Source organism: Halomonas sp. (genome assembly GCF_034520545.1).
Taxonomy (GTDB): Bacteria; Pseudomonadota; Gammaproteobacteria; order Pseudomonadales; family Halomonadaceae; genus Halomonas.
The window spans coordinates 1-15,985 of record NZ_JAXHNN010000016.1; the positions used below are offsets into that span (position 1 = coordinate 1).

The window sequence follows — 15,985 nt, forward strand, 5'->3', positions numbered from 1 at the left end:
AATATCTCAGCTTCCATTTTCGGCTTTTTTGGCATCCCCGCTAGCTTCAGTATCGATCTAACATAGCGTCGGGTAAAACTTGGATAGTGCCTATAAGTACCCATGCTTGCACCTCCCTTGTCTGTAATTTTCATGATTATTAATTAAGAAAATCAATTTTAAAATCTAGATCTTAACTTTTTTTTAGAGGTACCGTGTGTCTGAATCTCATAGGAAAACGTTGTACAGCCCTCGAAAGGTTAAGGGGTGCTCTTTTTCATTAAGAAATTTTAAATATTATCGAGAAGGTTTTCTTTAATGAGGTCAAAATCTCTATCAAGACGGTTCATATTTATCTCGAATATTTTGTATAAATTCAAATCGGAATTCCAGTCTTTTCAAGAATTTCATCATATGCTTCACCTAGCCGTCGCATTATTCCATAGATTTTTTGCTTCTTAATTGCAAGCTTATTGTATTGATAATCTTTGATAAGCTTGCGCATTTCGCTTATCATATCTCGTATGCTGTCACCATCAGATCGATACTCATCAATTATAATTCTGAATTTTTCTTTTTGCTCGAGCAGCTCTTTTTCTTTTCTTTGATTCTCCAAGAACAGCTCACTAACCTCAACTTCTTTTCTTTTTAGCTTCTTATTTTTCATTCGATATTCAGAAATCAGTGCTTCTTTATTTTTGATTTCCGCTACTAGATCAAAGCACGCTTTTCAATGGTTCTTATTGCTAAGTCAATGTCATTGTCTTCAGCTTCCATCTAATTTCCATTACCTCTCCTTCCACAGGAGCCATGCGAGCGCAGAAATTAATGGCTTTGTTCTTTGATACGGCTGTATTTTTCACAATCCATAACTTTTCCCATGCATCCCATTTTGCTGTCTTAAACACCTCTTTAAAGTCATTTTTTAGAGCAAATGGAATTTTTGCTTTAATGTTTTTTCATCTGGTGACAAAGAAAAAATCATGTGATCTGTGCTTGCTATTAGTCGTTCCTACTCCGGTGGATTGAGTGAACCATTCCTGGTTCACGTGGAAGATAATATAGCAACTATATGAACGGATTAAAAGTATGGAGAAATTTTCAATTTATGAGTCACACCCAGAAGACATGTAATTCCACCGGGACCTCAAAAACCATACTCAAAAGAAAATTGTCGTCAAGCTACCTCCATCACCTACCAGTAACTACCATGAGAGACCTGAAGGAATCAGCAGTCTTCTTCGCCTGTCTAGCTTGCCGACAAAGTCACTTTTCCACCAAATTTCCCGGAGAAAGAAGCAAGGACAAGGCTCCACCTTTTTCGCCAACATCATTTTGTAAAAAAGACGTAACGTGGAGGTGCAGGTATTGAGGCAACTGCGACATCGGCCTCCTCTCTCAGGGTTGTGCCTGAAAAAATGATTTTGAGCCCACAAGCACCCTCCTCCGGCTCCAAAATCATTTTGTGAAGGCGAACTGCCCCATGGCCACAGGTCCTTGGGCACCATCCTCATCGACCTTGTCTGGTCGTACCTGAAGAAAATGATTTTGCGCAGCACAACCACCCTCCACGTAAAATCATTTTTCTTACGGGCTCTGGGGCTCTGGGGCTCTGGGGCTCTGGGGCTCTGGGGCTCTGGGGCTCTGGGGCTCTGGGGCTCTGGGGCTCTGGGGCTCTGGGGCTCTGGGGCTCTGGGGCTCTGGGGCATCAGTGTGAGGGCCGGTCCCACATCAGATGCCAGACAATTCGTAATCCAAGCAGGCTCTCTGCCGCCGCCTCGATCAGGACCATGGGCAACATAAGCCAAAATAAGGCCAAATTTTGGATTCATGCCTCATATATTCCCTAAGGCATCACCAGAAACCAAGGAAATAAAAAGATAGATAATCAGAACGGTTACGAATCATTTCTTCATGTCTCCTTTAATTATTCCTCATCCTGGCTTGACCTATTATGAATTCCCGGAATATCATATAAACACAACGAGCCAGGCAACATCGAATTAGAAGCAGGGGCATACGCTTCTTCCATCTTCCCCGCTCATGTTGTGTGGTGATGTACTCACATACTTGCGCCATGGTATTCATCAAGCCAGCAGCCACGTACCGGAAGCACGGATGCCGACCACCCTCCTTCGAGAGGATTGTTCACCGCCCTGTGGGCGGCTTAGAGAGGAAAAGTAGTAGAAATAATGTCCGATCGTTTACCGCCCTGTGGGCGGCTTGGAAAGAAAATGTGGTCGAAATGGATGTCCGACCGTATACCGCCCTGTGAGGTTGAAAGAAGATGTGGTAGAAATGATGTCCGACTGTTACCGCCCTGTGGGCGGCTTTGAAGGGAGTGCTGATAGAAATGATGTCCGACTGTTTACCGCCCTGTGGGCGGCTTTGAAGGAGGATGTGATAGAAATGATATCCGACTGTTCACCGCCCCATGGGCGGCTTAGAGTGAAAGTCGTCGAAATGATGTCCGATAGTTACCGCCCTGTGGGCGGCTTTGAAAGAAAACGTGGTCGAAATGGATGTCCGACCGTATACCGCCCTGTGGGCGGCTTTGAAAGAAGTTGTGGTAGAAATGATGTCCGACTGTTCACCGCCCCTGGGGCGGCTTCGTGATCGAGCCACGACCCGGTGCGCAAAATGCTGCCACCCTCCTCCGAGGTGTTGCCCGCAACGTTTTAGGGTTTCGGGACGCGGCCGCGGACACCGTGACCCAAGGTCACGGTGCTCCGCACCAAGGTGGTTGATACAAAGGCAGTTTGTTGCTCGGTTCTCCCCACGCTAGCGGTTCGGGGGTCCATAGCACTGCCACCAGCTCCCTGGGGACCACGTTGACGCAATAGGGCAAATCAGGTGAAGCACACGGCAAGGACGCAGTAATCCATAATGCGAACCACTGATTCACCGCCTAATGGCGGTTTTTTCTTTTGAACACAAAATCACTTTTTTGAAGCGCTTGAGAGGCCAGCTGATGAATTGCCACTCCCTTATCAAAGAAAGTGATCTTCTCCATCTCTTCATAGAACGATTGATAGGGCGAATAAATGCCAGCAATCTCTTTCTCACTTTCTTTACCATTCCAAAACTCTTTCAATCAGATACTCGATAACTCGTATAAATATCTTAGGCTTTGCGAACACTGAATTGTTGACTAAGAGCATGGCTTCATCATACCATGTAATTACTAACTTTGCGACGAACTATGAAAGCTTGAAGACATTATCCAGGAACGAATCAGAAGAGTATCTTGATACCATTGGCCATGACAGCCTCTCCGGACTTTGATGAACCCGAGGCCAAAAAACTTATTTTTCGGTTGGCCTTTGCAGAATTTAGAGAGCTTGAGTATATCGATGCTAGAGATTCCTCACTGCCTCTACAAGGCTTTGATTGATCTGATTAGAGCACGACAAGGCGAAGAAATATCGTTCCGGAAAAAGCATATGTTTGATTGACCACCCATTTTCCACAGCATTAGGCCAATGGTGGGTTGTCGTTGCTCTCTTTCGCTGTTAGCCGTAGATGTAGCTTTCCATCTGGCCCTCGTCTCGATAGGTGGGCTACCCAGCTTGAGATCGACCAGCAGAGGCTGAAGGTTCTCGATCAGCCCCGCTCGAGGTCGGCCTCCAGATAGCGTTCACTGGGAAGATTCAGAAAGTCGAGCAGGTATGGGTTCCGCAAGAAGTGCTTGGGGGCATACTCAGCCAGCGCCTCAGCGCGCTCCTGTGTCATCCTGCTGCACAGCTGCCCGGTCGTGGCTACTGAGCAGCCGCTCGTAATAGAGCTTGCTGGTCTGTCGCTCCAGGGCCCGAGCGCTCCATATCTGCTCGATGGTTTCCTGCTGGTACCAGAGCCGCGCATCTTCACTCTCCACCAGCAACAGGACCGGTAGTGCGTTCAGCTCAATTCGAGACGCAGTGAGTCTCGAATAGGGAAACGCGCTGCTGGAGCTGCCGCTTCCCGTTAGCCACACGCGCCTCTCCGCGCTGCTCGACCTCGACTAGAAGGCACCAGTTAAGTCTCCACACCGTACCGTTGACGTCCTGCCCCGCCTCCTGGCGTGCCGACTCGACCAGATGTCGGATCTCCGCCACCGACTGCGGACTCACTCCTGCCCTTAAGCTGGACTAGTAGCTACACAAGAGCCATCACCGCCTGCCGTCACAGCCACGCAGCAGAGAAAATTCTCTACGTAAACGAAAGATCTTGCAATCATTACTAATGTAGGGTATGGTTTTCGTCGTTGGTTAAGCACGAGAGCGTAATTCTCGGCTTAGCAACCTATTATTAATTTTTTTTAAGAAGCAAGGGGCTGGGTCTGCTGTACCCACTATGCCCTCCCGGAAGATCTCCACCGGGACGCTCGTTGAATTGATGCCATCGCAATCAGGCATCGTTAGAAATTAACTCATCCACCAACTGCCACATGCCAACAAGATAGGAGCCTTTCTCATTTGGCATGACAGTACAGCCTTGGCAAAGCTACACAACACAACGAGCAAAGGAGATCGCTCATGCATCCGTCACAGCAAGCGGAGGCAGCACACCCTCGTCTCTCATTCTGTAGCGACGACAAATCCCCGTGCTTTTTTTACTGGGGATGCCTCGAACGATGCCCTATTCGGGATATATAGCGACCTGCACTGTTCGCGGGAGCGGGTTCTACTGCTGCTGTACGCAAATCCCGGACTACTCCTGACGCAAGATGAGGAATCTCAACTGATTGCTCTCGACATGGAGTACCGTCGCGTCCACCTCATTCTTGAGCGCATCGCCTCTGGTCGTCAGGATCAGGTGCATGTCACCGCTATTCGCTGCCTAATGAAGCGTCAAAATGTGACTAGGCAAGAGGACCTTCAAGGTCCACTCCCTGAAGCTGTAGCCGATAAGCAACTACGGCTGTATTGCCGTTCTGTCGTGTTGGTCGCCGCCATCGAATTCATTATTGGCGATCTCACAGCCCACCTGGTTAATTTACGATAAGACCAAGCTGGGCAAACAGCACAGAAGACAACAAGTGGCTGCTCATGTAGAACAGCCATAGTAGCGCTATCATGCTTCAGAGCACTCTCATGGCACAAATGATTACCTTGCTCGACCTGCGGATCATCTCGTACATCACCAAAGATGACGACCTCAACGGCGCACAAATTGATATCTGCATGGTCTTATCTCAAGGCGCTAAAGCTTTGTATGAATTTATGAGGAATGATGACCACACCGGGTTGTCCCCCTATACTGAGAAACAGTTTAAGGCGGCATTTGATAGAATTCGCGTAGCAAACTGGCCTCAGCTAACACCCGCTGCTTTTAAATATGCCGTGGGAAGGGACCGGATCATGCTGCCGCATGAGGTTTCCGTAGAGCAGCGCGTTCGCATTGCCGGATGCTGGATCGTACAAGAAAGAAATATTGCTGCGATGCAAGGTGTCGAGGAGGCCCTTCGTCGTGGAGATCCAATTAAAAACTTAACCGAGATGAGTGAGGAGACTGCTTTAACACTCCCCTCAAAAGATGCAACCAGGTCTTGTTCAATACCATCGGTGACGGAGGCATCTAAAATCTTTGATGTCGAACCCTCGGCTATCAAAGCTTCCTGGAAGAGCCCCATCCTGCCATAGAGACATTTTCAAAGTACCTTGAGCTAATGTCGAATTCTGAGTTTTGACACAAGCCCTCAATCGGTGATTATTCCCTTTCCTGAAAAACGCTTTGAAGCCTAGTCCGTCATTGCGTACATAGCATTGAGCCCTTGGTGTAGATTACTAGATCAGGGGCATCTATCGACGCACTGCCAGCGCGGTATGGCCGTGTGGGTAATGTGTGATAGTAGCTGCCTGATCAATCGGGTCAGGCACGGTACGTCAAAGCCAAAGAGGTTTCGGACGCCTCATCGAGATCACAAAATTTCGGTTTACTGATTTTTTTTTCAAATCAGACTTGCCGACCTCTTGAATCACACTATATTAACTCCACAACCCAACTGGAGACTCAACTATGAATACCCATCTGATCAGGCGGTTCGTTGAGACTAGTGCACTTCATCAGACCAACCGGATAAGTGAGCATGCTGCTATTGTCGCCGGGGTAAAGAATGCCGGAGGAACAAGACAGCACCCTTCCCTGGAGACCTATATCGACATCGCAGTACAGCATCCAATGGGCTATTGTAGCCGGTTCGGTATCCAATCAGCGATTATGGAGGATCGAATGCCGGCTTACCTCCTCGATGATGTACAAGTCAGAGAGTCCATTGATTTTCTGGTGATGGCTGGGCTGATAGCCAATTCAGACCATGCTGCAAATATGATCAGGCTCACGGCCGATGATACGATCAAGCAGGCCCTGAAGCTCATCTACACACCGAGCTAACCTTGAAGGCAAGGATGAGGCACTAGGGGCATGGATGCCCCACCCTAAGAGTATTAATTAATAATGCTCTTGCAGGAATTGATGAAGGCCAAGCGACGCTTGGCCTTTCCACGGCCGAAAAGTGATTTTCATCATGGTCTGCATAGAAGAAAGCCGTGTCGGAGAAGAATGAGTGACGATCGTCCCATTATCGGTACTCCCACCACACTATCTCACGCCAGGAGCGTTGATCATATCTGATCAAAATCACTTTTTGAGACACAGGCTTCCTGCTTACCACCTGAGAAGCTTGGCCTAATCGGTAATGAATAAAATGCTGGGAACCACCTTCTGGTGGTGATGCTCGACCATGCCCTGAAAAAACTGATTTTAGCCGAAAAAAGGATGGTTGATTGAGGAAACCATGAACCTAATCAATAAAGTAAGGCCGTCAAGAAAATAAATTAAAAATGTATGAAGTGCTTGACTACAACTGGATAGATTCCATATATTAGTACGCAGCTAGACAACGAATGAGGAGCCCACATGTCAGCAAACAACGAACGCCGTCCCCTTAAGCCAATTTAACGTAAGAATGTTAATAGACACTGAAGGATGGTCGGAGGTATGGGATACGGAGGTGCCAGGATTTCATGTGCGGAAAACGTCAAAATCTGCTTCGTATCGTTTATCCTACCGTCATCCAATTACGCACAAGCGCCATACCCTGACTCTCGGTCGAGCAGATCAAATCGCCTTCCGAGATGCGAAAGAAGCAGCAGTTCTGACAGTATCTCAACTTGCCAAGCAGGCGTTGGACCATAAAATCGAGGCAGTACATAACCAGTGTACAGCAGCTCTCCAGAATTCTTGAGCAGGTATCGCTGACTCATTCCGATCCAACCATGGGCCATGCAAAGTGGCCCATAACAGACGGATTAAATCCCCTTACTTACTCAAACTCCTTCATTGCAAAAGGGCGAAGCGCTTGATAGGTAATAACTTTCATATTGTTTACCCGATCACGTCCAAACTGAATATCGTCCATTACCCTCTTCCATCTGGGCCTCGCCGCAATACTCAAGCGGGCTTGCTGAGCTGCTAACCGAATTGCATACTCAAGCGCATGCACCGCCACATCATCCCCAGCTGCCCCTTGACGCATTAGATCCCAGCAAAACGTAACATTGCACTCGTATCTGATATGCGCCTTGCTGAGCAAATCAAGTGCATCACATAAACTACGAAACTTCATTGAAACAATAATGAAGTGTTCAGAAAACTTATCCTCTGAGATTATTCATTTATAAATACCATTTTTTTCATTATTTTACATATATCTATAGGTATGTCATCTGGAATTATCTTGATAAATAACAAACAGGGGTTTGGCTGACAGCTCTACCGAGCGTTAGCGAGAGTAGTGCGTCAGCCGCACAAGGAGGAATCCCTCGGCGAGCGACAGCGAGACCGGGAGGATGACGAGTGGTGCCGGGGTTAGGGGTAAGCGGGTACCATACTCCCCACGATATTCTGAATGGCGGGAGCGCAGCGACCAAAATGAAGCATTAACGTGGGAGTATGGGGAGGGGATTAGCTTTAGGAAGCTTTTATTGAAAAAGATCGAGTGAGCGCAGCGAGTCGAGATTGTGTCAATAAAAGATGACGACAAGCTACGAGATTCGCAAGCGAGCCCAAGCGAGTCTTGCTCGAATCGAAGCCCGACCCGCGATCTGGAGGGACCTGAGCACCGCTTGTAGCGCGTGGTTTTGCGCTACATAAGGAAGCGAAGGTGCCGAGAGGTCGCCCCGCCGCGAGCGCTCTGGCGAGGACACCGCAGACCTCAAGAGCGAAGGTGCCAGCTTGTCGCATTATGCGAGTGCGATATGCTTCAGGGTTCGCACTCACAGAGAGCGGAGATAGGTAGACATCGCAGTACCGAAGAGCGAGAAAAAACAGTCACCATGCGGGGTTGACAATGTATATGGCAAGAACTGAATTTGTCGGGTCAGATCTGACCCACGCTGGGCCAGGACTGGACCACCCTGGGTCAGGTCTGGACCACCCTCGGTCAGGTCTGGACCACCCTGGGTCAGGTCTGGACCACCCTGGGCCACATCTGGACCATCTACTTCAGGCAAGGTATCAGTTCGCGTGTACCAGGGACGATGCCTGTCCTACCCTGTTCGGGAAAGTCCACCAAACGGCTTGCGGCGTCACTGAAGAGCGTGTCCATCGACAAAAAATAGCGGCTTTGGGATTGCGCTCATGAAAATACTCCCATATCGCCATGCGATCAGCGACCGCCTCAGGCGTCCAGACCACCCTCATGCTTGCCTCTCACCCCGTGTGCGTAAAGCGGAGAACTGGTCTTCCACTTCAGCGTTGCTCACGCCCTCACCCGCTTGGAGCGAGCGGCGCGCGATATCGACCTTGCCGCGCAGAAACGCTTCGTACTCGCGCAGCTCCCGCTGACGCTGCACGTAGTCGCGCATCAGCTCACGGACAACCTGAGACGCTGGGCGGTGTGCCGCATCGGCTTCAGCAAGAAACTCGTCGCGCGGCTCTGGTTCAAGCTTCATTGTAAAAACAGCGTGCTTTGCAATGACAGCCACCTCCTGAACGATAGTATGAACGAAGTATATGCCTTGTTAGTACCGATAGCAGCGACCACGCTCAAAAAAACCGTTTGTGAGATTCTCAAAGACGCCACCGGTGCGTCCTTCACGCCTTATTGATAAAAGTTAATAACTGCGCACTGCTTAAACCATATAATAAAATATTCACGATGCAAACAAGTGTGAAAAAAATTCGATTGATTTGTATATAAGCATTGATCCTTTGGGGTAGTGGTTATATAATGAGAAAAATAAAGGATAAAGAAATGAAAACATTTAAAGAATTCAAAGAGCTAGAGAAAAACCTACCTGTTAAAAAAAACGGTCAATACGGGCGTCGTGCCTTAAACATGCTAGACCGTGCCGGTTATGCTTATATCGAGCTTTATTCTGGATCAGCCTCCGCGCTACACGATCAAGGCGATTATTTTAGAGTTTGTGGGTTTTTAAATGCAGGTAATGATTTTGCGCGGGAAGATGATGTCCATAAAGTTGTTAAAGTATTAATTGAGCACATTAACGAGCGTGGCGACAATATAGATAGCTACTAAAAAATAATCAGCCCTACCCCCGGCTGTTGGGGCAAGACAAAAACCACAAAAAAAAAGGGCAAGAAAAATGAATATCAATAAATTTAAGAAGATAGTTAAAGAATTACCGAAGAAAAAAAGGCGATTACGGAGTTAAGGCGCTAAGGAATCTATAAAAAGAGGGTGTTGCGTTTATCGATAACTATAGCAAAAAACACATATTTAAGGACATGGAAAGATAGACAATGGATTTTTAGCGCAATAACAAGGGCGCCGAAGGGACAGTATGAAGTCCATGAAGTTACTGAGATGATCTGGAACATCTGGAAAGTCAATCAGAAATAAGGGTGAACGATGAGGAGTTTACGTTTCTCAATAGCCCAGAGCTACACGAGGACCTAGAAGCGCCGATGAGCGTGCACGACTGAATCACCCCCGCCCTTTCCTTCCCCGCTGGCCTATGCTAATGGGGTTCTTTGTTCATCGAATCCCCCGTAAAATGATCCTTTCGCTAACTTTCTTGCTGGACCTCTCATATGACCGACTTCCGCGACTCTCGAATGGGCATCCGTAACGCCTCTCCGACGCTCGGCGTGAGGGTTACAGAGCTACGCGAAGCGATTCCAGGCTGAAAGCACTGTTCGCGGGGTAGCGCCTCCTCGGCCCTGGTACAGAGCGGAACAGCGAAAATCGGAAATGATGTTCCGCGCTGGAGAAGTAATGGATTTCGCCGAATGCTATTAAGAACCGTGGATGAGGATCCGCCTGGCTCGCCATGACGATGGCCTTGAGATACGCATTCAACGAGAAGCGCTCCACCATCCTGGCGAGCACTACCGGCGCCCTCGCCTCTTTACGACTCGATCCTGGGCGAAGCATCTTCACCAAACGGCGGAAAGCAGACGCTTCCAGCTCCGACACCAGCTGCACGTAATGACGGGTTGGCTCAAGCGTGGCTGATCATGCCGACATAGTGCTTGAGAAAGCGAGGCCCCTTAGGGACGGTGCGCAACGGCCACGGCGGACGCTTCAATAAGCCCTTCAAAAGTAAAATGCTTTTGTTGTTTTTCTTTGACTATGCCATACTAGGACTTACAAAGCCCCTAGAATAGAATCAAGACATTTGCCAGGGAGAAAGGTCATGAGCAAGATAAGCGTAGCAGTGGGTCATCTCAACACGCCGTATGGCAATGTCGTCACGGAAGAAGATTTTAAAGCTGTCTAAGAGCGGGTACGTTGAAAATAGACTCTCCTACCCTAACACCTTCCGCCACTCTAGCATCATCAGTCCAACAGATTACCGAAAATACCCCTAAATTTAATGATCATGTGCATGCATGAAGCTAGGAGCTGACGTCCGAGGTCTGTCAATCGGTTTTATCTCGAAACGCTGGAAAGGCAGGTGCGTACAGATCAAAAAATGGGAAGCGCACAGTTGCCCATTTTCTATAAGTGCTGTTAGAAACAAAAAAATATGTAGCGAATTTTAAATTAAAATATCAAAAGGCAATCGAGATAACCTAGTAAAGAAAACCAGTAAGACGCCAAGTAAGGATTATAAAATTTAAACTTTATTTATTTACCTTGTGAGTCATTGTTTAAAGTTAATTATAAGAGTAAGTAGAAGGATTAAAGATAATGCTAATACAACAAAAGGCGGGCGGCATATTTGATTTGCACACTAGAAGATTTTTACAGATTTAGAACACAGGACGGGTTTCACGATGGACGAGATCTGGCGAGGCTATCGGGCAACTTCTCACCGCAGGATTCGATCAGTCTTTTAGCCTGAAAGGGAGGGCGTTAATTTACGTGCCGCGAAAGCGCTTTATATAATGGAGAGGAATAAGGACAACCGGAAGATGAAAAAAAGGCGCTGAGGCTTGCTAATAGTGCACTTAAGAAAGCGAGGGGTAACTGACGCAGTTCTCTCGCTATGAAAATCGGGATTAGCCGGTCTTTCCTTGACTGAAGATTACCTCCAAGAAGGGCTTTGCGAACGAAGACGAAGCCTGGAGTCCAAGTCCGTTACACAATAGAACGAAAGGTCTTTTTAACTGCAACTGGCGAACCCTTTATTGACTTTATAGGGTTACATTATTCAGACTCAAAGCTTGATGTGGCAGAATAAAGATATACTGATGATAAAACCATGCGTCACACTGGAATTCAATTAGATCAAGCTCTTCAAGACATAACAATAAATTGAGCCAGGATCACAAACAAAAGACATTCTTAAAGAGAGCTGCCTATTATTCATACTTCAGGTGACGCGTCAGCTTTTTTAAACAAAGCCATCCTCGCAAACACGGCAAGCATCAAGACCAAAAAAGAACGCAAGAGTATGCTCGCCGAGCATCACGAACTAATCATGTTTGCCACGTTGAATCCACCGCTTACAGCAAGTCCAGATGGCACTCTTGGAGGCAGAAAGCTTGCACGGGCTTCTGACGAATCCACGTATGTCAAGGCTACCAGCAGCTAGTCCAGTATATGGTGATGAGATCCGTGCGATCGACAATCCTGCCCCAGTCTCTGAGCGCTCTCACAACACCAAGAAAAGCCGGCGCCTGGTCAAAGTCACTGACGAGGTGCTTAGGACCATGGTAACGGATCGGGAAGAGAAAGAGGATCAAGACTCTTTGGATTTAATTACTTCGGTAGGCTTTTAGGCATTCGACCGCAGTAAAGCTCAATCCCTTGAAATCATTAGCGCTGACGATGATAACGGGATCACTGTAAAAATCATGGGGAGTAAAAAGACCCTTCTCGGCAAGAAACAGAAAACGAAAGCCAGGGGATTAGACAGGGTTTTGACAGTTTCATACGACGAGTCGCTATACAAAGCACTACAGCGATCCAAGAATCTGGACCAGCTACGCATCAAGGCGGCTCAGATGCGTATTCATAGAGCTTCAAGGAGGATTTACGAAACAAAGGGTAAACACTTCTGCTTGTACAGCCTCCGATACACGTTTGGCTCGAATCTCAAGCGACTGCTCTATAAGACTGACGGAGGAAGAGTGATCACAGCCGCTATCATGGGGCATAAAAATACAAGCTCGATCTCAAGCTATGGTCACTACCGATCGGGCTCAGTGGGTGCTGACATCTCCACAGGTAGATGATGCGACTATTAAGAAAGTCAGGGATAACATAGGTGAGAGATTTGGCAAGGAAGGCCAGAATTTCGACATTGGCTCTTCAATTCGCAATAGGGAATACATCAAGACAGAGCCTGAATTCTCATGCAAGTATCTAGTCAAATTTTTCCTGAAATGCTCTATCTTCTGACATTTAATATTTCTGGAGGAGAGTGTCCAACTAGATTTCCTCCCATGAATAGAAGCGCTATACAGATGGATATCCAATCTGTATAACGCTTTTATATCTTTCGATCTCAACCAAATCACACAAGGTTATTTCCTAGTGCTTTTCCTGGTTGCTTAACTTATAACAAGCTGGCAGAATGTGTGAGATGTATTCTTGAATGTTTCAACATCCGACAACCACTCTATGACATCGGACAGCCTATAAAATACACTCCTCCCCAATTTTACGTACTTAGGTGTAGGCTTCCTGAAGAGATTTCCTGTATATCTACTCTTCCTTGCAGTAGTAGGCTGAGCAGGTATCAGTTGGGGAATACTTGATGTTCTTTAAGAAGGATCGTACTAAGCGGCTGCCCTAATCTATCTTTCCCAAGATATCTGAACTGAGCGTGCTGCGGTCGATAATTTCATTTTGATTCATGTTGGTACTTCATTCGTAAAGTCATATTCACATGATCGTTTGAAAATGTCAACACCCAGCTACAGACATTTTTCATCCTAGCCTATCACCAGCTACAGCAGAGACCATTTCAGCCATCATTAACGCGAAAATATCCAGCATGGCCACGACATAGCCCCCACCTGCGTCGTCGTGACACGAAGGCTTGCTAGGATCTAATCCTTTGTCCCTCACGCCTTCAAAAACACAGGCGCGGGCAGGATGAGGGGTGACTACCCTGCTGTTAATGGCCAAGTAAACTGACCCAGTACTGGCCAACGCTTTTGACCCACCCCCGAGGTGGCAGCGCTGCCACCATCCACCTACCGTGTCGGCTCAGCCAAGGGTCGGGACGGAGACGTGAAGGACTGGGGAATGATTCACAAGATCAAAGCATTACATGACGACGGACAGGGCCTGTCCATCCGTGCCATCGGCCAGGAACTGGGCATCTCGCGCAACACCGTGCGCAAGTACCTGCGTCAGGACGTGGCCGCCATCGAGGCGGCACAGGCGAACCGGGCGCGCGAGAAGAAGCTCGATGCTCACCGCGACTACCTCGCCTACCTGCTGCGCACCTTCCCGCGACTGAGCAGCGTCAAGGTGGCCCGCAAGCTGCGCGAGAAGGTCGGTGAGCTGGACGTGTCGGAGCGCACCCTGCGCCGCTACGTCCAGCAGATGAAGGCCACCATTGCCAGCCGCCAGCGCCGCTACTACGAGCCGGTGCTGGACATGGTGCCTGGCGTGCAGTGCCAGGTGGATCCCGGCGAACTGCGCGAGGTCGAGATCGGCGGCGAGCTGCGCACGCTGTACTTCGTGGTCTTCGTGCTTTCGTACTCGCGCCTGTCCTACGTCGGCGTCAGTCTGACGCCGCTCGACACCACCACCTTCATCCGCCTGCACGACGAGGCCTTCCGCTACTTCGGCGGCCTGCCCGAGGAGTGCGTCTACGACCAGACCAAGATGGTGGTGATCAGCGAGCAGTTCCGCGAGCTGGAGGTCAATCAGCGCTTCCACGAGTACGCCGCCACCGCCGGCTTCCGGATCCACGCCTGCTGTGGCTACGACCCGGAGAGCAAGGGCAAGGTCGAGGCCGGCGTGAAGTACGCCAAGCAGGACGCCTTCTATGGCGAGACATTCCGGGACGAGGGTGACCTGCGGGGTCATGTGCAGCAGTGGCTCGACGAGGTCGCCAACGTGCGCACCCACGGCACCACCGGCCGGCAGCCAAGGGCGCACTTCGAGGCCGAGGAGCAGGCGCATCTGCGCCCCTACCTGACGCCAGCCTGCGTGACACGAGGCGCCGACGACCTGGCCCCGCGTCAGGTCGACAAGACCGGCCTGATCGCCTGGAAGGCCAACAGGTACTCGGTGCCGATGGCCTACCAGCAGGGCCGCGTGGGTGCCCGGGAGCAGGACGACCGCCTGGTGATCCATGACCTGGAGAGCGGCGAGGTGATCGCCACTCACGCCCTGGACCTGGGCAAGGGCCACACGCTGCGCAACAAAGATCATTACCGCGATCACCGCCAGAAGGAGGCCGACCTGGAGCAGGCCATCGCCGCCTGCCTTGGCGAGCCGCTGGGCCGCAAGCTCTGTGCCCGCCTGCGCGAGAGCATGCCGCGCCACTACAAGGACCAGCTACGGGGCGCCAAAAAGCTGCTGGAGGCCGAGACGGAGCTGGACCTGGCCTTGATCGGCGACTGGGTCACCCGCGAGCGACTCACCGCCGGTGGTCTCAAGGAGCGCCTGGCGGCCGCTCGGCTGGCCAGGGCGCGGGGACGCGAGCGCGATGAAGACACCCCGGCCAACCCCGGTACGCCGCCTGATCTGCGTCAGTACGCCCAACTTGGCCGCTCCAGCGGCCAACAGGAGTTCCCGGCCAGTGGCCAATGCCTTGTCCTTGCAACGCAGCTCACGCTCCAACGAGCGGAGTTTCTTCTGTTCCGCCTTGCGAGCTTCTCTGCTGCTTCTCCTGTTTGACCGCATCGGCGTTGGCGTTCAAACAGGCCACGCGCCAGTCCTTCACCTACTACTCCGGGTTGAGACCATGCTCACGGCTGTAGGCACTGAACTCCCCCACGTTCATCGGAGCAGACTCCAGGACGATGCGGAATTTCTCCTAGCTGGACCGGTCGGGCGTGGCGGATCGTGATGGCTAAAACCTGTCCTCGTGCTCTGGCCTGTTTCTGCCAACTGTAGAGGGCTGCCGCCTAGATGCCTTTCTGCTCAGCCACTTCCGGGAAGGGCAGGTTCATAGGAGGCGCCATCTTCTTGGGGTTGGCCTCCTTACGCCTGGGGAAGTAACGCATGTGCGTCACCTATCGAACAGGGCAGCTGAAAACAACGTTGGCAGATAGGGACTGTGTCATCGTGAATATTTATCACAAAAATCTTGCACCGCCTTTTCTGCATGATCAATAATTAAGTGAGAATATGAGTTTATAGTCGTAGTTATATTCAAGTGCCCCATCAGCCTTGAGACTGTGAAAAGATCCACATTATTCTTTATCAACTGGCTTGCAAAATTATGCCGAAGCGAGTACAAATGCAAGCTTCCTTCAACACCTCCTAGCGTTTTTATAGTCTTCCAAGGCGTCCTCATTGCCGTTCTAGATAACCGCTTTCCTTCATTGACAGGTGATGGAAAACAAGTCCTGACCTAGGCTTACCAGACTGTTCCCACCAAGCTCAAGAACTTCTTTAAGCCTGTAGAGATAGGAAATTTCATTGGTG

Annotated in this window: 7 protein-coding genes and 2 pseudogenes; 4 read left to right on the forward strand and 5 right to left on the reverse strand. The window is 49.5% G+C overall.

Features of this window, described 5'->3' with window-relative positions; all coding sequences use genetic code 11:
• Positions 1-355 precede the first annotated feature (355 nt).
• From U5L98_RS17120 to U5L98_RS17130, 3 genes are all read right to left on the reverse strand, one after another.
• Entirely contained in the window at positions 356-646 is a 291-nt protein-coding gene (locus tag U5L98_RS17120; protein WP_322559469.1) for a hypothetical protein, read from the reverse strand.
• A 2,241-nt stretch (positions 647-2,887) separates the two neighbouring features.
• On the reverse strand, positions 2,888-3,073 hold the full coding sequence (locus U5L98_RS17125; protein ID WP_322559470.1) for a hypothetical protein: 186 nt from the start codon (positions 3,071-3,073) through the stop codon (positions 2,888-2,890).
• A gap of 618 nt (positions 3,074-3,691) precedes the next feature.
• Positions 3,692-3,952: a hypothetical protein gene (locus tag U5L98_RS17130; protein WP_322559471.1), complete on the reverse strand. Its 261-nt coding sequence runs from the start codon at positions 3,950-3,952 to the stop codon at positions 3,692-3,694.
• Between the two features lie 1,099 nt (positions 3,953-5,051).
• On the opposite strand from U5L98_RS17130, the gene U5L98_RS17135 reads away from it, so the two are divergent.
• Together U5L98_RS17135 and U5L98_RS17140 are read left to right on the forward strand one after the other, a co-directional pair.
• The gene (locus U5L98_RS17135; RefSeq protein WP_322559472.1) at positions 5,052-5,600 is read left to right on the forward strand and encodes a hypothetical protein; all 549 of its coding nucleotides are present in this window, start codon (positions 5,052-5,054) and stop codon (positions 5,598-5,600) included.
• A gap of 376 nt (positions 5,601-5,976) precedes the next feature.
• On the forward strand, positions 5,977-6,351 hold the full coding sequence (locus tag U5L98_RS17140; protein ID WP_322559473.1) for a hypothetical protein: 375 nt from the start codon (positions 5,977-5,979) through the stop codon (positions 6,349-6,351).
• 2,306 nt (positions 6,352-8,657) lie between these two features.
• Here the strand turns inward: U5L98_RS17140 and U5L98_RS17145 are convergent.
• A complete protein-coding gene (locus tag U5L98_RS17145) occupies positions 8,658-8,912 on the reverse strand; it encodes an antitoxin of toxin-antitoxin stability system (protein ID WP_322559474.1) in 255 nt (84 codons plus the stop codon).
• 302 nt (positions 8,913-9,214) lie between these two features.
• Between U5L98_RS17145 and U5L98_RS17150 the strand changes: the two genes are divergently transcribed.
• On the forward strand, positions 9,215-9,499 hold the full coding sequence (locus U5L98_RS17150) for a hypothetical protein (RefSeq protein WP_322559475.1): 285 nt from the start codon (positions 9,215-9,217) through the stop codon (positions 9,497-9,499).
• Between the two features lie 4,125 nt (positions 9,500-13,624).
• Positions 13,625-15,121: pseudogene (gene istA / locus U5L98_RS17155) on the forward strand (IS21 family transposase); the annotation flags it as partial.
• Positions 15,122-15,617: 496 nt separating this feature from the next.
• Here the strand turns inward: istA and U5L98_RS19110 are convergent.
• Positions 15,618-15,890, reverse strand: a pseudogene (locus tag U5L98_RS19110) (tyrosine-type recombinase/integrase); the annotation flags it as partial.
• Positions 15,891-15,985: the final 95 nt, after the last annotated feature.